The organism is Mycobacterium spongiae (assembly GCF_018278905.1).
In the GTDB taxonomy this organism is placed as follows: domain Bacteria; phylum Actinomycetota; class Actinomycetes; order Mycobacteriales; family Mycobacteriaceae; genus Mycobacterium; species Mycobacterium spongiae.
The window spans coordinates 280,091-304,544 of record NZ_CP046600.1; the positions used below are offsets into that span (position 1 = coordinate 280,091).

The 24,454-nt window shown below is 65.8% G+C and carries 16 protein-coding genes, 1 pseudogene and 1 riboswitch; of the genes and pseudogenes, 9 read left to right on the top strand and 8 right to left on the bottom strand.

Going from position 1 to position 24,454, the window contains the following annotated elements; all coding sequences use genetic code 11:
* Positions 1-8: 8 nt before the first annotated feature.
* Positions 9-635: a DUF5134 domain-containing protein gene (locus F6B93_RS01090; protein WP_211697297.1), complete on the bottom strand. Its 627-nt coding sequence runs from the start codon at positions 633-635 to the stop codon at positions 9-11.
* Between the two features lie 152 nt (positions 636-787).
* On the opposite strand from F6B93_RS01090, the gene F6B93_RS01095 reads away from it, so the two are divergent.
* A complete protein-coding gene (locus F6B93_RS01095) occupies positions 788-2,743 on the top strand; it encodes a cytochrome c oxidase assembly protein (RefSeq protein ID WP_211697299.1) in 1,956 nt (651 codons plus the stop codon).
* Positions 2,744-2,791: 48 nt separating this feature from the next.
* Here the strand turns inward: F6B93_RS01095 and F6B93_RS01100 are convergent, their stop codons facing one another.
* Entirely contained in the window at positions 2,792-5,068 is a 2,277-nt protein-coding gene (locus tag F6B93_RS01100) for a heavy metal translocating P-type ATPase (RefSeq protein ID WP_211697300.1), read from the bottom strand.
* 209 nt (positions 5,069-5,277) lie between these two features.
* Positions 5,278-5,727, bottom strand: coding sequence for a hypothetical protein (locus F6B93_RS01105; RefSeq protein WP_211697302.1), 450 nt, complete (start codon positions 5,725-5,727; stop codon positions 5,278-5,280).
* Between the two features lie 293 nt (positions 5,728-6,020).
* Here F6B93_RS01105 and F6B93_RS01110 point away from each other — a divergent pair, with 293 nt between their 5' ends.
* Together F6B93_RS01110 and F6B93_RS01115 are read left to right on the top strand one after the other, a co-directional pair.
* A complete protein-coding gene (locus F6B93_RS01110; RefSeq protein WP_211697304.1) occupies positions 6,021-6,875 on the top strand; it encodes an SDR family NAD(P)-dependent oxidoreductase in 855 nt (284 codons plus the stop codon).
* Entirely contained in the window at positions 6,872-8,527 is a 1,656-nt protein-coding gene (locus F6B93_RS01115) for an AMP-binding protein (RefSeq protein ID WP_211697306.1), read from the top strand. The genes F6B93_RS01110 and F6B93_RS01115 overlap by 4 nt, the downstream gene beginning before the upstream one ends.
* A gap of 11 nt (positions 8,528-8,538) precedes the next feature.
* On the opposite strand, the gene F6B93_RS01120 is transcribed toward F6B93_RS01115, so the two are convergent.
* Positions 8,539-13,362, bottom strand: a complete 4,824-nt coding sequence (locus F6B93_RS01120; protein ID WP_246540956.1) for a cation-translocating P-type ATPase — start codon at positions 13,360-13,362, stop codon at positions 8,539-8,541.
* Positions 13,363-13,685: 323 nt separating this feature from the next.
* Positions 13,686-13,919, bottom strand: coding sequence for a hypothetical protein (locus tag F6B93_RS01125; protein WP_211697307.1), 234 nt, complete (start codon positions 13,917-13,919; stop codon positions 13,686-13,688).
* Between the two features lie 149 nt (positions 13,920-14,068).
* Between F6B93_RS01125 and F6B93_RS01130 the strand changes: the two genes are divergently transcribed.
* The 3 genes and pseudogenes from F6B93_RS01130 to F6B93_RS01140 form a co-directional block, all read left to right on the top strand.
* Entirely contained in the window at positions 14,069-14,923 is an 855-nt protein-coding gene (locus tag F6B93_RS01130; RefSeq protein ID WP_211697309.1) for a rhomboid family intramembrane serine protease, read from the top strand.
* A 51-nt stretch (positions 14,924-14,974) separates the two neighbouring features.
* The gene (locus tag F6B93_RS01135; protein ID WP_211697311.1) at positions 14,975-15,436 is read left to right on the top strand and encodes an SRPBCC family protein; all 462 of its coding nucleotides are present in this window, start codon (positions 14,975-14,977) and stop codon (positions 15,434-15,436) included.
* 359 nt (positions 15,437-15,795) lie between these two features.
* Positions 15,796-16,233, top strand: a pseudogene (locus F6B93_RS01140) (universal stress protein); the annotation flags it as partial.
* A gap of 160 nt (positions 16,234-16,393) precedes the next feature.
* Here the strand turns inward: F6B93_RS01140 and F6B93_RS01145 are convergent.
* Together F6B93_RS01145 and F6B93_RS01150 are read right to left on the bottom strand one after the other, a co-directional pair.
* Positions 16,394-17,182: an SDR family NAD(P)-dependent oxidoreductase gene (locus F6B93_RS01145; RefSeq protein WP_211697315.1), complete on the bottom strand. Its 789-nt coding sequence runs from the start codon at positions 17,180-17,182 to the stop codon at positions 16,394-16,396.
* A gap of 1 nt (position 17,183) precedes the next feature.
* Entirely contained in the window at positions 17,184-18,812 is a 1,629-nt protein-coding gene (locus F6B93_RS01150; RefSeq protein WP_211697316.1) for an AMP-binding protein, read from the bottom strand.
* A 385-nt stretch (positions 18,813-19,197) separates the two neighbouring features.
* On the opposite strand from F6B93_RS01150, the gene F6B93_RS01155 reads away from it, so the two are divergent.
* From F6B93_RS01155 to F6B93_RS01165, 3 genes are all read left to right on the top strand, one after another.
* On the top strand, positions 19,198-20,370 hold the full coding sequence (locus F6B93_RS01155) for a CaiB/BaiF CoA transferase family protein (protein ID WP_211697318.1): 1,173 nt from the start codon (positions 19,198-19,200) through the stop codon (positions 20,368-20,370).
* 306 nt (positions 20,371-20,676) lie between these two features.
* The gene (locus tag F6B93_RS01160) at positions 20,677-22,635 is read left to right on the top strand and encodes an acyltransferase family protein (protein ID WP_246541185.1); all 1,959 of its coding nucleotides are present in this window, start codon (positions 20,677-20,679) and stop codon (positions 22,633-22,635) included.
* Between the two features lie 77 nt (positions 22,636-22,712).
* A riboswitch (M-box (ykoK) riboswitch) is annotated at positions 22,713-22,883 on the top strand.
* A gap of 298 nt (positions 22,884-23,181) precedes the next feature.
* A complete protein-coding gene (locus F6B93_RS01165; protein ID WP_211699679.1) occupies positions 23,182-23,397 on the top strand; it encodes a hypothetical protein in 216 nt (71 codons plus the stop codon).
* A 95-nt stretch (positions 23,398-23,492) separates the two neighbouring features.
* Here F6B93_RS01165 and F6B93_RS01170 read toward each other — a convergent pair whose 3' ends face one another.
* Entirely contained in the window at positions 23,493-24,248 is a 756-nt protein-coding gene (locus F6B93_RS01170; RefSeq protein WP_211697320.1) for a L,D-transpeptidase, read from the bottom strand.
* Positions 24,249-24,454 lie beyond the last annotated feature (206 nt).

The following is a 24,454-nucleotide window of genomic DNA, read 5'->3' on the forward strand; positions in this document are numbered from 1 at the left end:
GACCCCTGCTAGATGTGAAACAACCTGCCGCCAAACATAATAGCCATTCCTGCGGCCATCAGTGCCTGGGCGGCGGCGCCAGCCCAACTATGCCAATAGGGGGGCACCCCGCGGCGACGCTCGATCACTGACCGGAAGGTCCACAAGGCCGCTGCGGCCGCGAAACCCAAGAACCAGAACCAATCGCCTGCGCTGATCCAACCCAGCGACCCGGCGCCGGTGGCGGCCATGTCCATGCCGGGCATCGAATCTCCCGACCCCACGCGCTGCTCGGTGCCTGACCCACCGGGTAGTAGATGACCGTCCATGACGGCATACATCCACGCCATTGCCAGCATCATCAGCCCGTGATAGCTGCATAGCGCTCGCTGTATGCCGGACCCGGCCGCTGCGATCGTCATGGTCAGATACCACAGCGACGCGAGCAGAAAAAACACTGCCGCCCCTGCTGTGGGCCACCCTGCGCCCCATGGCCACGCCATCGCCACCATGCCAACCGCCATCGCAAGGTGCAGCCCGAGACTCAGGGCCGAGGTCCAACGGTGGCGTCCAGTCACGAGCGCGCCGGCGAACTGGGCGCCGCTCAGCACAAACAGTGCGGTGACCACCCAACGAAAGAGCAGGTCATCAATCATGCGGTCGCTTTCGGGTTCGGCATCGGCGACCTGGCGAACACTACGCGGTCCTCGACTCGTCGGTCGGCGTCGCTGAACGGCAGTTCGTGGTCGATTGGCATACTCTACGACGCCCAGTCGTAAGCTCGAGGAATGGAGACTGACGGGCGAGCATGAACGTGCCGTCGGGTGCGAAGCCCACCAAGCCTGGCCTCATCACGCTGGTACCACTAGCAGCTGGTCTGCTGGTTGTCTCCGCCGCCGTCGCTATGTACGGGTTGGTCGGGGGAGCGCATCGATATGCGGCGGCCGGTAACCCCTATCCCGGGGCCTTCGCCAGCGTTGCCGAGCCCCTGGGATACTTCGCCGCGGTGCTGTCGGGTGCGGTATGTCTTGGCGCATTGGTCCACGTGATCATGATGTCGCGGCCGGAACCAGATGGCCTGATCGATCCCGCGTCATTCCGGATCCACCTCCTGGCAGAACGTGTTTCGATTGTGTGGCTGGGGCTGACGGCCGTGATGGTGGTGATGCAGGCCGCACACGACTCCGGGGTGGGACCGGCCAGGCTACTGGGCAGTGGCGCGCTGATCGACGCAATCGCCACCTCCGAGGTATCCCGGGGATGGATCGTCGCGGCGATCTGTGCGCTCGTGGTGGTGGTGACGTTGCGCCTCAACACCCGGTGGCTCGGACACTTCGTGCTGCTTGTCCCGACCATGGTCGGTGTCGTTGCGACGGCCGTCACCGGCAACGCGGGCCAGGGGCCCGATCACGACTTGGCAACCAGTGCTGCGATCGTCTTCGCTGTTGCGTTCGCCACGTTGACCGGCCTCAAGACCGTGGCCGCAGTGACGGGAACGACGCCCAGCCGCATGGTGCTGGTGATGCAGGCGGTCTGTGGCGCGGTCACACTGGTGTACGGAGCGGGTTTGCTCTATTTGCTGATTCCCGGCTGGGAGCTCGGATCGGACTTCGCTCGCCTCGGTCTCTTCGCCGGAGCGCTCCTTGCGCTGGTGTGGCTGTCTGACTGTGGGGCGCTATTTGTCCGGCCACCGCGACGCAGCGGTGGTCACGGCGTTGCGGCACTGGCCATGCTTGCCGCCACCGCGGCAGTGGCCGCGATGGCCGTGGGGACCGCGCCGCGATTTCTCGCGCATACCTTCACGGCCTGGGACGTCTTCCTCGGGTACGAACTGCCGCACCCACCGACCATCGTCAGGTTGCTCACGTTGTGGCGCTTCGACTCGTTTATCTCGGCCGCCGCGATGGTGCTCGCGGTCGGCTATCTGGTGGGGTTTGTCATCCTGCGCCGCAGAGGTAACACCTGGCCGGTTGGAAGGCTAGCGGCGTGGTTGACCGGATGTGTCGCCCTGGTGTTCACGACCAGCTCGGGTTTACGCGCGTATGGGTCGGCGATGTTCAGTGTGCATATGGCCGAACACATGACGCTGAATATGTTCATCCCCGTGCTCCTGGTCCTCGGCGCGCCGGTCACCTTGGCGCTCCGAGTGTTGCCGGCAGCCGGCGAGGGACAACCGCCGGGCCCGCGCGAATGGCTGACGTGGCTCATGCACTCCAGGGTGACCGCCTTTCTCTCGCACCCGATTACCGCGTTCATCCTCTTCGTGGCGTCGCCGTACGTCGTGTATTTCACCCCGCTTTTCGATACGCTGGTCCGCTATCACTGGGGCCACGAATTCATGGCGATCCATTTCTTGCTGGTCGGATACCTTTTCTACTGGGCTATCATCGGTATCGATCCCGGGCCGCGCCGCCTGCCCTATCCCGGGCGTATCGGACTGCTGTTCGCGGTAATGCCGTTCCACGCGTTCTTCGGGATCGCGCTGATGACGATGACCAACGCAGTCGGCGCCGTGTTCTACCGGTCTGTCAATCTGCCGTGGCTGGCCAGCATCGAAGCCGATCAGCGTCTTGGCGGCGGAATAGCTTGGGGAGCAACGGAATTACCCGTAATCATCGTCATCGTGGCGCTCGTGGCACAGTGGGCCCGGCAGGACCGCAAAGTCGCTATCCGTCAGGACCGGCATGCCGACAGCGCGTACGGCGATGACGAGCTGGACGCCTACAACGCGATGCTGCGTGAGTTGGCGCGCATGCGGCGCTGAATCGCTGCTGTCTCTAACGGTCCACCCGGCGCCTGCGCCCCTGGCGGCTCAACCTTCCAAGTGCGACAACGTCTTAGACTGAGGCTGGGGGCCGAAATTGCGTAACCGCAAGCTGTTTGACACGACAAAGAATGATGAAAACGCCATCGCGGCCCCCGCGACGAGCGGGTTGAGTAGACCCGCCGCCGCCACCGGGATGGCGGCCACGTTGTAGCCAAACGCCCAAACCAGGTTCGTCTTGATCGTTCGCAAGGTTGCTCGCGCTAGATCCAGGGCTTGCGGAACAATGTCCAGGCTGTCGCGAACCAGGATGATGTCGGCGGCGCCGATGGCGACGTCGGTGCCCCGCCCGATCGCCAAACCCAGGTCGGCACAGGCCAATGCGGGTCCATCATTGATACCGTCGCCGACCATCGCGACTGTTTGTCCGCGATCACGCAGCCCTTGGATCGCATCGACTTTGGCATCGGGCAGCACATCGGCGACAACGGTATCGATGCCTACCTGCGCGGCGACGGCCTCGGCCGCCGCTTGATTGTCACCGGTGAGCAAAATAGTCCGCAGACCGCGCCGGCGGAGCGCGGCGATCGCATCGGCCGCTGAATCCTTGACCTTGTCGGCAATGGTGATCGCTCCACTGGCAACGCCGTCGATCGACACGAAAACTACTGTCTCGCCCCTGGACTCGCCTTCGAGTCGGGCCGATTCGAGGACGGGGTCGGTCCAAGAGTCTCCGACAATCCAGGATGGTTTGCCGACGGCGATCCGGCGGTCGGCCACAACCCCGGACACGCCGCAGCCGGCGACCGCGACAAAGTCACTGACTGGAACCGGATTTGGCGAAGCGGCTACGATCGCGGTCGCCACCGCATGCTCGGAAGCAACTTCGACAGCCGAGGCGAGCTCAAGAATCTCGTCGCAATCGTGACCGCTGGCCGCCGTCACGGTATTTACGGTCAACTGCCCGAGCGTCAACGTGCCCGTCTTGTCGAACACCACCGTATCGACGCTGCGGATGGTTTCCAACGCCCGGTAACCCTTGATGAAGATCCCCAACTGCGCTCCGCGCCCAGAAGCGACCATCATCGCCATCGGGGTCGCGAGCCCAAGTGCGCATGGGCACGCGATCACCAAAACACCAAGCACTACCGAGAACGCGCGATCCGGACCGGCTCCGCTGATCAGCCAGGCGGTCCCGGCTACCGCAGCGATGGCGAACACCGCCGGTACGAACACGGCCGCGATCCGGTCGGCAAGGCGCTGCGCGCGGGCTTTCTGTGCTTGGGCTTCCTCGACCAGGCGAACCATCGCCGCAAACTGGGTGTCAGCGCCGACGGCGGTGGCCTCGACGGTGAGGCGACCGTCCAGCACGACGGTGCCCCCCACCACCGTGGCGTCCGGGTGCGCACGCACGGGCTTGGCCTCGCCGGTCATCGCGCTCGTGTCGATTGCCGCGGTGCCGTCGACAACGACTCCGTCGGCGGCAATCGTTTCCCCGGGCCGCACCACAAAGCGCTGTTGCTTCTTGAGCTCTCCGGCCGGCATCACCAGCTCGGCTCCGTCGGGGAGCAGTACCGTGACGTTCTTGGCGCCGAGCGCTGCAAGAGCGCGTAGCGCGCTGCCGGCTTTGGATTTCGCGCGGGCTTCGAAGAACCGGCCGGCAAGCACGAAGACCGTGACGCCGGCGGCCACTTCGAGGTAGATAGCGTCGCTGTTGAGGATGGCCTGCCACACTCCGTGCGTCGCGCGCGGCTCCTGATGGACCAGAACGGTCGACAGCGACCAGGTCGTAGCAGCCAGGATGCCCACCGAGATCAGCGTTTCCATGGATGCCGTGTGCTGGCGTGCGTTGCGGAGCGCCACGGAGTAGAACGGCCAGGCCGCCCATGTCACGATCGGCGCGGCCAGCGCGGTCAGCAGATACCCCCAGCCAGGAAACCGGGCGCTGGGCACGATCGCGAACACGGTCGACAAATCGGCCAGGGGTACGAACAGCACGGCGGCGACGATCAGTCGCCGCAAAAGGCTGCGGGCGTGGTCAGCGTCGGGGTCTCGGTCGACTCCTTCGTCGCCAGCCGCGTCTGTATGCGGAGCCGCCTGGTATCCCGCCTGCTCAACCACCTGGCACAGTTCGTCGGTGGCCATGCCGGCGGAGTCGATGGTGGCAACCCGCGTGGCGAAGTTGACCGATGCGCGCACGCCGGGGAGCTTGTTGAGCTTCTTTTCGACGCGGCGTGCGCAGGCTGCGCATGACATGCCGGTCACGTCTAGTTGGATGCGCCGTTCAGAGGCGAGGCCGGCGTCTTCCACGAGCGGAGCCGTCACGGCCCTCCTCAGGTTGGGATGCTTGACACTTTTAGCGTACAAGTGCGCTCGCGGCCGCCACGCCGATCCACCCCGCTCTATGGTTGCGGGGGTGGAGCGGAGCACTGGGGCCAGTTCATACGGTCGCTCGGCTGTTCGCCGAGTCAGGTAGGTTGACGAAAATCAAGGACGCTAGAAAGCTCGCAAGGAGGCTGGCCGATGGATGGTCATCACCGGACGACGTGGTGTCGCCCACTCAACGCTGGGAGGCCTGGGAGGTCTCGTCGTAAGGAACGCATTTTCACCGCACTACCAGCGGTAATGGCGACGTTGGAGGTGGCAGCATGACCGGGGATTCCGCCAACGGCGACGTGGCCGGTGAAGCTGGCGCTGGCGGTGCCGGCGGCAGGGGCGGCGCCGGAGGTGCCGGCGGCAGGGGCGGCGCCGGAGGTGCCGGGGGCAGAGGCGGTGCCGGCGGTCGAGGCGGCGCTGGCGGTGATGGTGGCCGAGGGGGCGATGGCGGTCGAGGTGGCGCGGGCGGTCCAGGTGGTGCGCCCGGCCAGGGCGGCCCAGGCGGCGCCGGGGGAGCGCCTGGCCGTGGCGGTGAGCCCGGCCAGCCGGGTCAGCCCGGTCAGCCCGGGGAACCGGGTCAGCCGGGCCAGCCCGGCGAACCGGGTCAACCGGGCCAGCCCGGGGCACCGGGTGGATCAGCCTGAGATCAGCTTCCGGCTAGCGGCATCCCAACGCAGATAGCTACGAAGTGGGTTGGAGGGGAGGTTTTCCAATTGCTGGCCGACAGCCCCGAGACACGGCGTCCAGCAGGGTGCACAGCACCGTACCGGGGCGTGCTGGCGGCTGATCGTCCCGCGCGACGGCCGGAGAACGTTTCGACCCATCAGCCCCAGACGGGCATGCAACGCGACAAGACAGTCCCGTGAATATCGCTGACACGGCCATCAGAAAAGCTACAGCCATGGTGGCCAATCCGGCGCGGATCTCGGACCCCGAACGGTTGTGCAACGCAGTTTTCGGCAAGACCGTGCTGGTCACCGGTGCCTCCTACGGAATTGGCGAGGCAACCGCGCGAAAACTCGCCGCGGCAGGAGCGACCGTGCTGATCGTCGCGCGATCCACCGAGCGACTCGAAGACATTGAGGCCTCCATTAATGCCGGCGGCGGACAATCGATCGCCTATTCGGTCGATCTCACCGACGAGGCTGCCGTCGCCGTGCTGACCAAGCAGATCACCGAGGATCACGGCCCGCTCGATATCGTAGTGAGCAATGCGGGCACGTCACTGCGCCGTTCGCTGCATCAGCAATATGACCGGCCGCATGATTTTCAACGCACGATCGACATCAACTACCTCGGGCCGATCTGGCTGCTGCTCGGACTGTTGCCGGCGATGCGCGAGAATGGCCGCGGGCATATTGTGAACATCTCGAGCGTCGGAGTGCGTGTCGCTCCGGGTCCACAGTGGGGTGCCTACCAGGCGTCCAAAGGGGCTTTTGATCGCTGGCTGCGGAGCGTCGCACCGGAGGTGCACGGCGATGGCGTGGACGTCACGACGGTCTACTTCGCCTTGGTTCGCACCCGAATGATCGAGCCCACACCCGTCTTAGGCCGGCTTCCGGGTTTGAGCCCCGACGAGGCTGCCGACGCCATCGCGAAAGCGCTGATCGATCGGCCCCGCACCAACGAGCCGCCCTGGCTGCGGCCCGCCGAGCTGGCGTCGGTGCTGCTTGCCGGCCCGGCCGAGCGTGCTGCCAGGTGGTGGCACCGGCTGTTGTTCACCGAATCTGCGAGCAGCGGAACCGATCGACGATGACGCCGGGCAGCGTGATCGGCACGGCGGCGCGGGTGTTGGTGCGTTCCGGCCTGTTGAATCCGCCAGCCCCGCTGGCGGCGCTGCGGATACTACGCGAGGTCTATCGAGGCCGCGCGAATCTCTACACCCCGCTCGCAATCGCGGCGGCGCGATGGCCGGATCGAACCGCGATGGTCGACGACGACGGGATGCTGCGCTACCGCGAGCTGCGCTCCATGGTCGAATCGCTCGCTAATGAGCTTCTTCGCGAAGGGGTTTCAGCGGGGCAGCCGGTGGGAATCATGTGCCGCAATGGCCGCAATTTCGTCGTGGGGGTCTTCGCCGCAGGCCTGGTCGGCGCCGACGTGGTGCTCGTGAACACGGAATTTCGCACCAACGCGCTTGCGAGCGCGCTGGGCACCCACACGATCCGGACGATGGTCGCCGACGTGGAATTTGCCGACCAGATACGTGAAACCGAGGAGCAGGTAAGGATCATCGATCCAGCGACAGTTGTGGCGCGCGAAGGTGATTCACGGCCGAAGGTCGCGGCGTCCGGCCGAATCGTGCTGCTGACGTCAGGAACCACCGGGGTGCCCAAGGGCGTGCCGCGCAGCCCCCAGGTGAGCTCTGGAGCTGGCGTCGGGTTCACGATCTTGGAGCGCACCCGGCTGCGCGCCGGATCGCGAGTCGCCTTGGCGGTACCGATGTTTCACGGGCTGGGCTTCGGCATCCTGACGCTGACCATTGGCCTCGGCGGCACCGTACTGACCCATCGGCGATTCGACGCCGAAGCAACGCTCGCGCAGGCATCGCTGCATCGCGCTGACGCGTTGAGTGTGGTCCCGATTATGCTGGCACGCATTCTGGGCCTCCCGCAGCGGGTGCGGGCTCGCAACCCCGTGTCGTGCCTACGCGTCGTCATATCTAGTGGCGATCGGCTGGATCCCAGCTTGGCGCGGCGATTCATGGACGCCTACGGCGACGTCCTCTATAACCTCTACGGCTCCACCGAGGTGGGTATCGGCGCCCTGGCGACGCCGACGGAGCTACGCCGTGCCCCGGATACGGTAGGTAGGCCCGTGGCGGGGTGCCCGGTTCGGATCTTCGACAAGAACGACAGGCCCGTCGGACCCCGGGTCGTCGGTCGTATCTTCGTCGGCGGTGAGCTGGGATTCGAGGGGTACACCGGCACCGACGGCCCAGTTCGCCAGCGGGCAGTCATCGACCGGATGACGAGCACCGGCGACATGGGCTATGTCGACGAGTCAGGGCGGTTGTACATCGTCGGCCGGGAGGACGACATGATCGTCTCCGGAGGCGAAAACGTTTATCCTCGGGCGTTGGAGAACGCTCTGGCCGCACACCCCGATATCGTCGAGAACGTCGTCGTCGGTGTGCCGGACGACCAGTTCGGGCACCGGCTGGCCGCCTATGTTGTCTTACGCGAGGAGGCTGTCTCACACGAGGAGGCTGTCTCACACGAGGAGGCTGTCTCACACGAGGAGGCTGTCTCACACGAAGTACCTGAGGCGGACGCCGCGGCACTGCGGGAGTACCTCAAGGGCAAGGTTTCTCGTTTCGAGCAGCCCAGGGACATTCACTTCGTGACGAGCATTCCGCGAAATGCCGCCGGCAAGGTGTTACGCAGGGAGCTGGCGACCGAAATGTGAGCGCGTGAATCTCACTGCGGCTCAATCCCAATGGCACCAATGGTTTTAGTCAACCATTTGGGTGCCAACGCGGACACAGCCGTCGCTCCCGCGGTGGCGGTGAAAACACCGGTCCAGGCGACCGGTCCCAGCGGTGTACATCCGAAAAACTGGCTGAGAACCGGCGTTTGGACGATGCCGATCAAGGCACCCGCGCTGCCCAGGGCGGTCGCGACCACCAGCGGACTGTGGCTTCGGGTGAGTAGCGTTTGCCCCAGCTGCGTCGTTACCAATGCCGTCAAGCCCATTGTTGCCGTGCGCCTTTCGGAGCCCGGTGTCCACCTCCCGATGGCCCAGGCCGCAGTGGCACCGGCAGCCGTGACCACCCCGCGGTTGACAATCTGGCGCATCAGGGGTGTATCGAGCGACGGCGCCGGTTCGATCAGCACCGCGCGTTGACGCGCCCGCCGCGCCTGCTCCACTTCCTCGTCGGTGAGATCCCCATCTTCTTCGGGATCGTCATATTGGGAGGTGACGGCGATTGCCAATGCCGGGAACATATCGGTGAGCAGGTTCACCAACAGCAGTTGGCGGGTCCCCACCGGTGCTCGCCCGGGGCCAAATGCCGTGCCGATGATGGTGAAGAGCACTTCGCCCACGTTGCCGCCGACCAGGATCGTGACCGCGTCACGAACACCGGCCCACATGCTGCGGCCCTCGACCAGGGCATCGAGCAGCACGCCCAAATCGTCGTCGGTCAGGACGATGTCAGCGGCCCCACGGGCGGCCGACGAACCGCGACCGCTGACCCCGATGCCCACGTCGGCCATCCGAATGGCGGCCGCGTCGTTGGCGCCGTCGCCGACCATGGCGGTCACCCGGCCGGCGCGTTGCAGTGCGGCCACGATTTGGACCTTTTGCTCCGGGCTAACGCGAGCAAAGACCTGCACGTCGGCGACGAGTTTGGCGGACGCGTCTTCGTCAAGGCCGCTCAGCTCCGCGCCCGTCACCACGTGCGCATCTGCTGGCAAGCCCAATTGGCGGGCGATGGCTCGTGCGGTGGTCGGGTGATCTCCGGTGATCAACACGACGTGGCGGTCGGCGTCGAGGAGCTCTTCAATCAGTGGTCGCGCCGATTCCCGGGCGGTGTCTGCCAAGCCGACGTAGCCGAGCAATTCGAGGTCGTGCGCGGCGACATCGACGGCATCGGCGTCGGTCTCGTCATCATCGGTGGTTCCGTTGTCCCAAGGGCGTTGCGCCACGGCCAACACGCGCAGCCCTTGCGCGGCAAGGTCGTGCACCACAGATTCGGCATGTTCGACGTCGGCGTCGGGATCGCCGAACCGGCACCGCGGCAGGATCGTCTCCGGAGCCCCCTTGAGCATCAGTATCGGCGGCCCACTCGCGTTCGCCGTGCCGATCGCCGCGGCATAACCGCGACTGGATTCGAACGGGACCTCCGCCAGTAGCGTCCACTGCGCATCACCGTCTCCGGTCAGCGCATGAGCGGCCGTGAGGATCGCTTCGTCGGTGGCATGCGCATGTCCCCCGCCGTCGTGCGGCTGCGTCGAGGCCCGAGCGGCAGCGCGCAGCACCGCAGCGGATCGAGGATCGGTGGTGTCGGTAACCGGACTGGGCGCTTCACTGTTGCTCGGTACCGCCCGGACGACACGGAGCCGGTTCTCGGTGAGCGTGCCGGTCTTGTCGAAACATATGGTGTCGACCCGGCCCAGCGCCTCGACGGTGCGCGGAGAGCGGACCAGCGCGCCATGGGCAGTCAGCCGCTGCGCGGCCGCGAGCTGGGAGAGTGTCGCCACCAACGGCAGGCCCTCCGGGACCGCGGCCACGGCGATCGCAACGCCGTCGGCGACCGCTTGACGCAACGACGCCCGGCGCAGCAGCGCCAGAGCCGTCACCGAGGCGCCCCCGGCGAGCGTAAGAGGCAGGACCTTGCTGGTCAGCTCGCGTAACCGGGCCTGAACGCCGGCCGACGTTTCGACATGGGCGACTGCCGAGATGGCCCGCTGCGCTGCGGTGCCGACCCCGGTGGCCACAACAATCGCGCGGGCGTGCCCGGCGACGATCGTGCTTCCCTCGAACAGCATGCTGGCCCGGTCTGGGTCGTTGACGGCGACCGGGTCGGCCTGCTTGTCGACCGGCAACGATTCGCCGGTCAGGAAGGATTCGTCGACCTCGAGGTCCTCGGCCACCAACACGCGGGCATCGGCAGGCACGACCTCAGGGGCCGCAAGGTCGATGACATCGCCGACTCGCAGCGACTTCGCGGCAATCGTGACCGTACGGGTGGCGCGTCGCGCCGCATCCAGCCGACGCCGCGTCGTCGCTACCGCGGGGACGACCACACGGCGCACCAATTGGTCCTGCTCGGCGAATAGTTCAGCGGCCGCCGCTTCGGCACGCAACCGCTGTACCCCGCCGGTTATCGCGTTGACCGTCATCACGCCCGCGACCAGCAGCGCGTCGACATTGCTGCCGACGATCGCCGATGCGGCAGCACCGACCGCCAGGATCGGAGTCAACGGATCGGACAGTTCGTGCCGCGTGGCTACGGCGAGGCGTCCCAGGAAATCCGCGGGACCGCGCAGTGGCGACACCAGCGGCTCGTAGGACAGGTCGGACACAATGCGACGCCACGCCGGAGTACCGGGCTCCACCGCCAAGGGCCGTGCGCCACCGGCCAGGCGCGCGTAAACGATCTCGGGGTCCAGCGCATGCCAGGCGGTGAGCGGTTGGGGCGTGGGATCGGGCAACCGAACCACGTTGGTGGCCGACCACGATCCCGACACCAGCGCCGTAGCGGCGGCGGCGTTGACGGGATTGAGCCAGCGACGAAAACTGGCCGGGTTGGTGGTTCTGGCTTGCTCGCCGGTCACTAGAAGCAGCCCGGCCAGCGTCGTGCCGCCCTGGGCGAGGTGTACCGCCGATTCGCTCGCGGACCGGGCTACCGGGATCGCGGACAGGATCCGCACTGCCGCGGCGAGATCGGTGCCGGTAATGATGTCGGCGGTCCACGGTGTCGCGGCGCGGGGATCATCGAGGGCTACGCCGACGTCGGCGATGGCCAGTGCGGCCAAGGTATCGGTCGACGCGAAGTCGCCATGCACCGCCGTGATCAGCAAGACCGGTCCGCGATCCGCGCGCAGCTCGCGCACCAGCTGCAGCAGGGGTGTACCGGGCGGATGCATCGAACCGACGCTCGCAGAAAGATCTTCGGTGCCGGCGACATGGCGCAGAACCACACGAGACCCGGTTCGGTTCGCCGTCTGCAGCAGCGGGATCGCGTAGGGGTCGACCTCCCAGCCGACGTCAACACTGCCTACGCACTGTCCATCGACGACCAGGTCGGCGTGCTCGAGGCCCTGCGCCGGCGTTGCGGCCGGTCCTTGCGATCGAATCCACGCCAGCCGCGCGCCGGTGGCAGGCAGCTCATCGGGATCGGGTTCGGGTGCCTCCTCGCCATGCAGCAGCGCATCGGCAACTTCGTAGACGCGGTCGTCGTCCCAGCCGGGTTCATGACCCCACGCACACAAGACGGCGCGGTGGTCGCCCCGCAGCGCGGCGCCGTCGATGACGACCACCTGCACGCGGTCCAGGCGGCGCAGCGCGCCCGGGTCAAGAACCAGCTCGCCAGTCTGGGCGAGGCCACGACCTAGTACCGCCGCAAACGCCTGCCGGCCCATATGCGCCGCGCGTGGCACGCCGGCCAGAATGGCGCCGGCGGCGTCCTCGGTGCCACCGCCGGCCACCAACGCACTCGCCGCGGCGACCAACACCCCGTTCGCCGCCGAATCCGCGTATCTCTCCACCGGCCCGGCGATGGATCCCTTTTCGGTGTCGATTGCGGCGTCGACGGCACCACCGACTACGACGTGCGAAGCCTCCCCCGCCGCTGCGGCCGCCCAGCTGTGGCGCGGCTCCTGCGACTTCGCCCCGGCTGACGAGATGACGGGGACGACGGGAGCTTGTGGCCGCGTAGGCGAGGCCAGCTGAGGCTCCCGTTCCCGCCACACTCGGCGGTGCGCCGACGCCTCGGAGATCTGCAGGCTGCGCTGCACCAGATCCAGCAGCGGTGTGCCGACCGCTTGGGTGAGTCCGTTTGCCGCCGCGGTTGTCGCCGCCAGTGCTATGTCGGTGCCCACTCGACCGAGGCGGGACTCGAGCAGCGACACCATGCGGGGTTGATGGTTGATGAGAGCCGCCGCGGCCCGGGTGGTTTGCGGTGCCGCCGGCACTCGGGCAACCCAACCGGTGATTGACGCCCCCAGCGCGACCAGATCCATCGCCGCGGCGGTCAACGGCACCAGAATCGCCAACGGGTCACCAGGGTCGGCGAACGGCGCGGCCCTCGGCGCAGACGCCGACGGGCTCAAGTCGGTGGCTACCGAAGCGACTATGTCGCGAACGTCGTCCAACACAGCGTCGCTGTCCGCGTCGGCCTCGATCTCGACGACCAGCCGGCCCATTGCGCCTTCGACGTGCGCCTTGGCCACCCCCGGAATCCTGCGAACGGGTTCCTCGACCACCGCCGCGTGCTCTTGCCAGCGGGGGAATGGCAGCAACGGATCCAGATCAAAATGCACCCGCTGGCCGCTATGCCACCGCACCGGTGGTGCGGGTTGATCGCGCCTGCCGTCCGCGGAACTCCCCGTCCCGAGAAACCTGCCGGTGGTCTGCGCCACCGACTGCACCACCGGGGACGCCAGCTCCAGCACCGGGCTGGCTAGCGTCTGCACCGCGTCCGCAGCGCCAGCCGCGCCGTTCACCCCGGCCCGCAGGGCGTACGTCGCCCCGCCGGCGATCCCGCCGACGACGTCGGACACACCCGGAATCTTCACTCGGCTACCTCTCACCGACCGTTGCTCGGACCGTTTACGCGGACCGCTTCGCGCCTAATGATCCTGGCGTCTTGCGAAGCTGTCCACGCAAGGGCCCGGAGACAGACCGTGTTGTGACCTTCCGTATCCGGTGCCGCCACGAGCTTGCGCTGGCAGCATGCACCGTGACGCTGATCCGGTGAGCACGACCCGAAATGACCCCCGATGATCCTAGCGAGCCGCGGCCGCTGGGGAAGCGGACATGCAAATAGCTGGGCCGTTGGTAATCGCTGTGCGGCTCCGCGTCGCAATATCTGGCCGATTAATTCGGCATACAAGTTCGGTTATAGATAGCGGTGATTTGCCTTGCCGAAGTGGTAGCCCGCCGGGAATGACTTCTCGATGACCTGCAGCTGATGGTCCACCCTGGACTCCAGCTCGAGGACGACGCAGCTGTCGCCGACGGCCTTTGATTCCAGCACTATGTACCTCTGACCGCCACCGTTGACGTCGGTAACCGGGTCACCTGCGTGTAAATTCTCGACGGGCACCAATTCGGGGGTTCCGTTTGACTCCACGCGAATCACAGTAGGGCAATTCGGCCAACCAGGGAACACCCCGAGTCGGTGTGTGAAAGAGCGATCGAGATCGCACCGGCGGCGATCGAGCACCCGCGCCCGATGGCCGGGTTTGCACCGTGTCCGGCGGGCCAGGCGACAATGGTGCAATGAGTCGCCCCAGCTCACCGGATTCGCCGGCCTGCTTCCGACATCCCGGACGCGGCACCTATGTCCGCTGCACCCGCTGCGACCGCTACATCTGTGGGGAATGTATGCGCGCGAGTCCCGTCGGTCACCAATGCTTCGAGTGCGCGCGAGCCGGGGCCAAAACCATTCGACAACCTCGCACGCACTTCGGCGGGCTGCAGCGGTCGGCCACTCCGGTGGTCACCTACGCGCTGATCGCGGCGAACGTGCTGGCTTTCGTGCTGCAGGTGACGTTGGTGGGGGTGGAGCGCCACCTCGCCTTGTGGCCGCCTGCTGTCGCTGCCGGTCAGGGGTATCGGCTGGTGACTTCGGCGTTCATGCACTACGGCGTCATGCACCTGTTGTTGAACATGTGGGCGTTGTATGTCGTGGGCGCGCCGCTGGAGATGTGGCTCGGCCGGCTCCGGTTCGGCGCGCTGTATGCGCTGAGTGCGTTGGGTGGCTCGGTGCTCGTCTACCTCGTCTCGCCGCTGAACACGGCGACGGCGGGCGCGTCCGGGGCAGTGTTCGGTCTCTTCGGCGCCACCTTCGTGGTGGGACGGCGCCTCAACCTCGACGTCCGTTGGGTCGTCGCGCTCATTGTGCTGAACTTGGCGTTCACTTTCGTCGCCCCGGCGATCAGCTGGCAGGGCCACATCGGTGGGTTGATCACGGGTGCGGTCGTCGCCGCCGCCTACGTCTACGCGCCCAGACAACGCCGTGACGTCATCCACGCCGCAGCGACGATCGCGGTGGTCATGGTGTTCGTCGCGCTGATCTACTGGCGCACGGCTGATCTGCTGGCGATGTTCGGCGGACACATCTACCTGCGCTGAATCAGCCGCCGGCACACAGCGCCACCGGCGTGCTAAAGCTAGGTTGTCCCCATGGGCTGGTGGGTCGCGCACGCCGAGCGAACGCTGACCGAAGAGGTCCCCGCGCCACCTGCCGAGGTGCGCGATTTCTATGTGGACCTGGACAACCTGAAGCTCGTGCACCCGCTGATCGTGTCGGTCCGCGAGCTGTCGAGCGCCCAAACTCCCGACGGCTATCAACGGACCTATCGGGTTGTCGACCGAATTCCGCTGGGGCGGTGGACTGTGCGTGTCGGCTACCGGGCGCGTCTACGGGTGCCGGCGCGGGGCGAGGTGATCACCGAGGCCAATCGGTTCCCGGCGGTGCGGCTACGCGGAGCAGTCGCGTTCGCGCCCGTCGCCGCCGGCACCGCGGTGACCGAGCGAGTACGCATCTCGGCGCCCCGACCGCTGGCTGCGGTGATCATTCGCGAGGCGGTCACAGCGCATGTCGCGATGTTGGCCGGCATCCGGCGTCACTTCGAATCGTGCTGAGCGATCTTCCGCAGCGAGGTCAATACTCCCGGAGCCACTGCGTTGCAGTGTGAGGCGCACCATACTCCGCGTACATGCGCCGACTGAATCACACTGGCGTGCAATTCACGGCGTGCATGGGCAGACTTGCGGTCAAGAATGAATACATTGTTGGCCGGCCGACGTCAGACCCCGGTCAACGAGGTTGCTACCTAGCGGGTCCGAGCAACAAGACTCGCCCGCTTCGCCGGGCCAATGACCGCCAACATCGATGAAGAACCAGCGCGAGCACCGAGACGGGCCAACGCCCATGGAACGGCACTCGCTGCGCCCTTCTTTCTAGGGCTGCGCTGCAACGACACTCAGGAGGAACACGACACATGCCTGCCTATCAGACTGTCGTGGTGGGGACCGACGGTTCAGAGACATCGCTGCGGGCGGTCGACCAAGCCGCGGCGATTGCCGGCAAGTCCAACGCCGCGCTGATCATTGCGACCGGGCACTTCCCTGCTCCCGACGACCTGCGCGCGGCGGACTTGCTGAAGAACGACGGCTATAGAGTGTGCGGGCAGGCGCCGATCTACGAGTTATTGCGTGAAGCTAGCGAGCGGGCAAAGGCCGCCGGGGCGAAGAACATCGACACGCGAGCACCAGAGGGCAGTCCCACCAAAGTGCTGAAAAGGGTTGTGGACGAGGTCAACGCGGATTTGTTGGTAGTTGGCAACGTGGGACTTGACCGGACACTAGGTCGATGGCTGTCGATACCCGCGAACGTGTCCCGCAGAGCCAATTGCGAGATCTTGATAGCGAACACCACCGGCAAGGGCGGCGACTCTGTGTCCCAAAGGCGTTGGAGCGTTCGTGGGACCGCACCGGGCCCCAGTAAGCAGGCGTCGCTGACGAGTATCGGCCATTGGCCGCGGTGATCATTCGCGAGGCCGTCACAGCGCAGATCGCGATCGTAGCCCGCATCCGGCTTCAGTTCGAATCATGCTGAGCGATCGTCCACTCTGAGGTCAACGCGAAATCGGACAGGTATTTGGTGGAGCTCCAGCCGCCATCGACGACGATCGTCTGGCCGTTGATAAAGGCACCGCCGGGAGAGCACAGGAAGGCCACGGTGCTCGCCACATCGTCTACGGTGCCCAACCGCTGATGCGGCGTCATTTCGGTATTGATCCGCCGGAAACCCTTATCCTGCAAGCGTTGCTGGGTCATCGCGGTCTGGATGACTCCCGGAGCTACTGCGTTGCAGCGGATTCCCTCAGCGCCGTATTGACAGGCGATGTGGGTGGTTAGCGCGGTGAGACCACCTTTAGCGGCTGAGTATGCCCCGCCGCGCAGCCCGCCCACGACTGCGAACGTCGACGTGATGTTGATGATCGCCGAGCCGGGTTGCAGGTACTTCAGTACTTCCCGGGCTAGCCGGAATGGCGCGCGCAACATCAGATTCAACACGTAATCCAAGGACTCGTCGTCGGTTTCGTGGAGTGGCTTCGGGTTGCCTACGCCGGCGCAGTTGATCAAGAAGTCGATGCGGCCCCATCGATCGGTGGCGGCATCGGTGATCCGCGTGGGCGCGTCGTCATCAGTGAGGTCGGCGCGGTGGGTGGCCAGCCGATCGGGATCGTCGATGGTCGCGGCCAGTCGGGCGAGCTGGTCTTCGTTGCGTCCCGTCGCCAACACTGCCACGCCCATCTCGGCGAGCTTCGTCGCGCAACGGAAGCCGATTCCACCGGTTGCCCCGGTGATGATTGCTACCTGCATGTCACTGTTCCGCCTTCATGAGCGCCGCCTTGATCTGGTGTTTCAGAATCTTTCCGGCATCGTTCTTCGGGAGCGTGTCCCAGATGACCACCTGCTCGGGGACTTTGAAACGCGCCACGCCGGCATCCTCGAGAAAGCCACGCACGCTGCGTAGGTCTGGACCGGGCCTGGCTATGGGAACGATGACGGCGCAGGCCCGCTCACCCGTCTGCTTGTCGGGTACGCCGACGATAGCGATCTCCGCGACGCCTGGATGGGCGACGAGGATGTCCTCAATCTCTTTGGGCGAGATGTTTTCACCGCTACGAATGATGATGTCTTTGGCTCGTCCGGTAACCAGCAGGTAGTCGTCGTCAACCCAGCGCGCCAGGTCACCGGTGCGGAAGTAGCCTTCGGTATCGAACGACTCGGCATCATCGTCAGGGTGTTGGTAGCCCACCAGCATTTGCGGCCCGCGTACCCGGATTTCACCGTCGACGAGTTTGATGTCGGCAATTCCGGCGCGGCCGTCGGTGTCTGCGGCGTGCTGGTTGTGGTCGGGCGCCCCGATCGTGGTGAGCGGAACCTCGGTCGAGCCGTACACGCGGGTAACCACCGCGCGGTCGAAATGTGCTGCTGCCCGGCGTATCAGCGATGGCGACACCGATGCTCCTCCGCAGGCAAACACTTTTAGCTGCGGCAACCGGGTGCGATTGCGTTGGGCGGCAGCGAGCATCTGCTCGAGGAACGGTGTTGCTCCGGCCATGTGAGTGCACTGTTCGGTCTGCAAGAGGTGGACCGCGTCGTCGGCGTCCCAGGTATCCATCAGCACAGCGGTTGTGCCCAGCAGCAGCGGGCATTCGAACGCATAGATCGAGCCGCCGATGTGTGCGACCGGCGACGCGACAAGGAACGCGTCACCCGGCTCGACCAACCAGTGGTCCCGCATCTGACAGATGAGGGCGTGGATTGAGTTGTGAGTGTGCAAGACGCCCTTCGGGCGACCAGTGGTTCCGGAGGTGTAGAGCAGCATCCGTATGGCGTCGGGATCTATATCGTGCCGTGGTGTGGTGGCCTTCTGATCTACGAGCTGACCTCCGAGCTGATCTGCGAGCAACGACTCGAATGGAGTCTGACCGCCGGCGGAATTCCCCCGAACCACTACGACATCGGGTGGCGACTTCATTCCCGCGGTGAGCCGGTTCAACATCGAAATGTAGTCATGGTGGCGGAAGAGCGAGGGAATAAAGATCATCCGGCTATCGGCGTCTTCGAGGATGAAGCGGAGCTCACGATCCCGCAGTGACGGCAGGACCGGGTTGGCCACCATTCCGGCCAGGGTCGTGGCCAGGTAGATCAGCGCGGCTTCGTGCCAGTTGGGAAGCATGAATGTCACCACGCTGCCGGGAGGCATGCGCGCCGTTAGCGCCTGTGACAGCGTCATTGCGTGTTGGTGGAGGCTTCCACAATCGAGCCGCTGATCGGCGTCGACCAGCGCCACCCGACGGGGCGTCTGCTGCGCGGCCTCGCGCAACGAATCGGCCAGGGTGCGTCGGACCCACCAGCCCTGCGCGTAGGCATCGGCGGCGCGTTCGTCATCCCAACGAACCCATCGCCGGCCGATCAGCTTTCGGTTCCGATCCTCGGACATCGCTGCGCCTATCGCCCGCCCTCTCAGAGCATCGTGTCAGGAGGTCCCGTTCCGGCTGGTTCCGATCACCGGCCCACGCCACGCCGGCAATATCGCGGACCCCTATTCGCACTTCAGCTGCAAAAATACCGCCTCACCGGGTTCCACGTGCTGGCCGGGACGATCCGTCGGAACAGCCCGTGACAGCGGGGGCCTTCGCGCTGCCGCAGCAACCTACCCGACCGCGGCGAACGCCCAGTTGGTGTAATACTCCGTGTGACACAGCGCCGGGCCGGAGCCATCTGCGCCGCGCCTGTGCTCTTGCCCGCCGGCCCTGCCGGTCATGCCGGCCGTATGCTGGACGGCGTCCAGGTGGCCACGGGGACAAACCGGGAACGTGGGCGGGATGCCTAGCGTGGACGGCCGTGCGGGCCCCTTGGCAGGTGTGCGGGTCGTCGACCTCACCGCGATGGTGATGGGACCCTACTGCACGCAAATCATGGCCGATATGGGCGCCGACGTGGTCAAAGTCGAGCCCCCGCAAGGTGATGACATCCGGTACGTTTCGGTCGGACCGACGCGCGGCATGAGCGGCGTCTTCGTCAATGTCAACCGCGGAAAGCGCAGCGTCAGCATCGACCTGAAGTCCGACGCCGGCAAGACCGCACTGCAGGCGCTCGTTGCACAGGCCGATGTCTTTATCCACTCGATGCGATCGGAGGCGATCACCCGGCTCGGATTCAGTTATAGCGAGGTCGCGGCCATGAACCCGACGATCGTCTACACCAACTGCTACGGATTCAGCCGGCGCGGACCGAACCGGGCGCTGCCGGCCTACGACGACACGATTCAGGCGGCGTGCGGGTTGCCGTTCGTCCAGGAGCAGCTCACTGGTGAAGCCAATTACGTCGGAACGATCGTGGCCGACAAGGTGGCCGGCCTCACCGCGCTCTACGCCACGATGATGGCATTGTTCCACCGCGAGCGCACCGGGGAAGGCCAAGAAGTGGAAGTCGGCATGTTCGAGACGCTGGCGTCATTCATGTTGGTCGAGCATGCCAACGGCGCGATGTTCGATCCGCCGCTCGGTCCGGCGGTCTATCCGCGCTCGGTAGCTCCCAACCGGCGGCCGTACCGCACAAGTGACGGGTATATCGCCGTGCTGATCTACAACGACAGGCAATGGGCGGCCTTCATTGACGCGGTGCGTCCGGCATGGGCGTGCGATCTGTACTCCACGCTGGAGGGGCGCGCGAAACACATTGACAGCGTGTACGCGCGGTTGGCCGAGACGCTGAGCCAGCGGACGACCGGGGAATGGCTGGACCTGTTCCACGCGCTGGAAATACCCGCATCGGCGCTGTCCAGTCCATCGGCACTGTTCGACGATCGTCACCTCGACACCGTCGGCTTTTTTGAAACTGTCGACACCCCAAGTGGCCCGGTGCGATTCCCGGGCGTACCGACGTGGTTTTCGCGAACGCCGGGCCGGGTTGCGGGTCCGGCACCAGAGCTGGGCGCCGACACCGCGGAGGTGCTGGGCCAACTCGGGCTGGACGGCGGATCTGACCAGGGTTGATGGGAAACCCTCTGGCGATCCGGCATAGCCCGATATTCGCAAATCCGTTGCGTGTCTTCGCGTGTCTCGGCCAGTATCGCGCCGCGTCGCATCTAGGCTTGCTGGGGTCAAGAGGAGGGGCAGCGACGTATCGGCAGCAACGACGGCGCCAGGCGACGAGGTGGTCGGGGCGCACTAGCAGCAAGCGCTGAGCCGGGCGGGACGCATCCCGCACCGGCGCTTTCTGCGCGGCGGCGCCGATGGGTTGCCCCCGTTCGTCGTGCCGGTCGGCTCGCGGTCTGGGACCGCCCCGAGCGGCGCGCCGGAATTCCCGCCCTGGACGGCCTGCGTGCGATCGCGGTTGTCCTGGTGCTCGTCGGGCACGGCGGCATACCCGGGGTCGGCGGCGGGTTCATCGGCGTCGACATCTTCTTCGTCCTTAGTGGATTCCTGATCACGTCGCTGCTGCTCGATGAGTTGAGCCGCACCGGTCGTATCGACTTGACCGCGTTCTGGGTTCGCCGGGCGCGCCGGCTGCTGCCGGCTCTGGTCCTGATGGTGCTCGCCGTGGGTGCGGCGCGCGAACTTCTTCCCGACCAGGCCCTCGGTGGGTTGCGCGGCGATGCCCTCGCTGCGTTTCTGTGGGTGGCCAATTGGCGGTTTGTGGCCCAGCAGACCGACTACTTCACCCAGAGTGCCCCGCCCTCGCCGCTGCAGCACACCTGGTCGCTTGGCGTGGAAGAGCAGTACTACTTCGTCTGGCCGGTGCTGCTGATCGCGGTGACCTTACTGCTGGCATTTCGGGCCAGGCGCTACTTCCGACGCGCCACGGTGGGTGGGGTTCGGTTCGCCGCATTCGTGATTGCCACTGTGGGTGCGATTGTTTCCGCCACGGCTGCGATCATCTTCACCACGGATGCAACGCGCGACCGGATCTATTTCGGCACCGATACTCGCGCGCAGGCCTTGTTGGTCGGTGCCGCTGCGGCGGCGCTACTGATTCGGGATTGGCAATCGCTGAACCGGGGCTGGTGCCTGATCCGGACTCGGTGGGGCCGGCGGATTGCCTGCGTTCTGCCGGTTGTCGGGGTGGCAGGACTAGCGGCGTTGACGCACTACGCAACGGGCGGGGTCAGCGACTTCCGTCGCGGTCTATTGATCGCGGTGGCGGTTGCTGCTGTCGTCGTGATCGCCCCGGTTGCGCTCGAGCAGCGGTCGGCGGTTGCTCGCATCCTGGCCTGGCGGCCGCTGGTGTGGCTAGGCACCATTTCCTACGGAATCTATTTGTGGCACTGGCCGATCTTCCTGGCGCTCAACAATGAACGCACCGGCTGGACCGGGCTGAGACTATTCGCCGCTCGGTGCGCCCTCACGGTGGCCATCGCGGCTGCGTCGTGGTGGCTGATCGAACAACCCATCCGCCGCTGGCGGCCCGCTCGAGTACCGCTGTTGCCGTTGGCGGCGGCCACTGCCGCAACGGCAGCCGCGGCGACGCTGTTGGTTGTTCCGGCGGGAACCGGACCTGCGCTGCGCGAGGTCGGCGTTCCACCCGGGGTTTCCGCAGTGGCGGCGGTCTCCCCGTCGCCCCCGGGAGCGAGCCAGCGGGAGCCAACCGCTGCGCGGCGAGATCCGAACCAGCCGTTCACCGTTTCGGTGTTCGGCGACTCGATCGGATGGACTTTGATGCACTACCTCCCGCCGACACCCGGGTTCAGGTTCATCGACCACACCGTTATCGGCTGCAGCCTGGTGCGTGGGACGCCGTATCGGTACATCGGCAAGACCCTGGAGCAGAGACCGGAATGCGACACGTGGCCTACCCGATGGTCCACCCAAATAGGTCACGATCGCCCGGACGTCGCGCTGCTCATCATTGGGCGGTGGGAGACGGTCGACCGGGTCAACGAGGGAACCTGGACCCACATCGGTACGCCGACTTTCGATGCGTATCTCAACGCCGAGTTGCGGCGAGCCCTGAAGATCGTCAGTGCTACCGGGGTGCCGGTCGTGGTTGCCACCGCGCCCTACAGCCGGGGCGGTGAAAGGCCCAACGGGAAACTGTATCCCGAGGATCAACCCCAGCGGGTCAACCAGTGGAACACCATGCTGCGCAACACGGTTCGTCACCACCCGAACGTGCGGATCATCGACCTCAACAAGAAGCTATGCCCGGATGGCGTTTACACCGCCAAGGTCGATGGCATCAAGGTCCGAAGTGACGGTGTCCACCTCACTCCGGAAGGGGTCAAATGGTTGATCCCGTGGATCGAGGAGTCCGTACGGTAGTCGGCTATCGCGTAGCACGGCAGCGTGCGTGGGGGTCACGTTTGACGAATCGCGGCCTCGGTGGGAGCATGGAAGCGCAAGCACCTCGGTAGGTGAGGCGTCTGCATGGACACAGGCCACTGACCCCGAACGTCGAGAGACGCCCCGGGTCAGGACAGCTCTTCCCGGCCTAAGGGTTGAGCCCAAGTGGCTTTCGGGTAATCCGAATACGCCGTGCAGTGCCGAAGCTCCAACGAGAGGGGTGTTCGCCGGCTGGACGCCGGCTTTCGATACCTCTCCCGTGCAGGTGAATGTGGTGGCACCCGCTGGTGCCTTGGCATGAGGAGGTGAGGGCGAGATGAGCGACAGTAGTCCAAGCGGTAGTCCCTATCCGAAATCCGTCTTGTCCCGATCCGGTTCAGGCGTTCTTGCCAGGTCCACTGTGGGCTGAGCATTCTAGGGCGCTGGCGACTCGTGCGCTGATCGTGCTGCGGGTTGCCGAAGAGGTCCGGATGTCGTTTGCGTCGATGACGCACATCCCGATCGGGCTTCCGAGAGGAGGCAATCATGACTTTCGTTGTTGCGCACCGTTTTACCGGTGGCAAGAGGCTGGGCACACCGGCGATGAAGTGTGCTGGTCAGCGGTCGAAGAAGCGGTGGTTCGCACCGAAAAGGCTGACACCGCAAGAGCGGGCGAACCTCTACGTGTCGAGGATGCCGATCGCGGTGATCACGGCCTCGATGGGCGGACATCCGCCGCTCGGTGAGCGCGACGACCGCTAAATCCGTTCGGCGGCTGTCGATTCGGTGGCGGGCTCGCAATCTGTGTCCGCTAGTGGCGGCGTACACTCGGCGCACGCGGCGGTGATTGTGGACGACTAGTAGATGACCTCGATTGGATCGCCGACGGTTACGGTGTCGAAGTACCAAGCTGCGTTGTCCGGGCTCAAGTTGATACACCCATGGCTGACGTTCGCATAGCCTTGCGAATTCACCGACCACGGGGCTGAGTGCACGTACACGCCGCTCCAGGTGACCCGGACGGCGTAGTGGGCGGTTAGCAGATATCCGTCCCAGTGATTCAACGGGATGCCGATCGTCCGCGAGTCCATCACGACCGTGCGTTCTCGCGACAAAGCGCTGAAGCTACCGACCGGCGTGGGGCGGCTGGGCTTGCCCATGGACGCCGGCATCTCGCGGAGCACCTCGCCGTTTCTGCTGACGGTGAAGGTGTGCGCGGAGATGTTGGCCACGGCGACCAACGCATCGCCGGTTTCGAAGCCGGTCGATAGTTGCTGCACACCTACTGAGACACGGGTATGCGGTGGCCAATAGTGGTCCGGAACCCACTGCACGACGTTGGCGTCGACCCACTCGAAGCGACCGGTCATATTGCCCGGCGACGTGACTCTGATGGACCGTTGCGCGGCGTTGCGGTTGACGACCGGCGCATTGAAGGTCACCACCACCGGGTGCGCCACGCCCACCACCGCGCCATCGGCCGGCAACACCGAAGCAACGTCCGGAATCCGCGTGTCGACCGCGACTGCGGCCGTCACCAGGCTGCTCGACCCGGCCGCGACCATCGCCGTAATCGCGGTCATAACGAATAGATAACGAATCGCCCGACGCATGGCCCCCACCCTTCGAGATGGCGCGATCAACACGTTGACAGTCTAGTTGCTGTCGACGCTTCGCGGGCCATAGCAAACAATTCCGGCGCAACCAGGCGGTCGGTCGTGCGGGTGCGGCTGCCGGTGTCCACTCCGGCGAGTGGGGGCCGCCGGGCTCCGCGTCGCGCAGCCCGCGGGGGTCGTGCGCGCGCGGGGCGTGGGTGTGG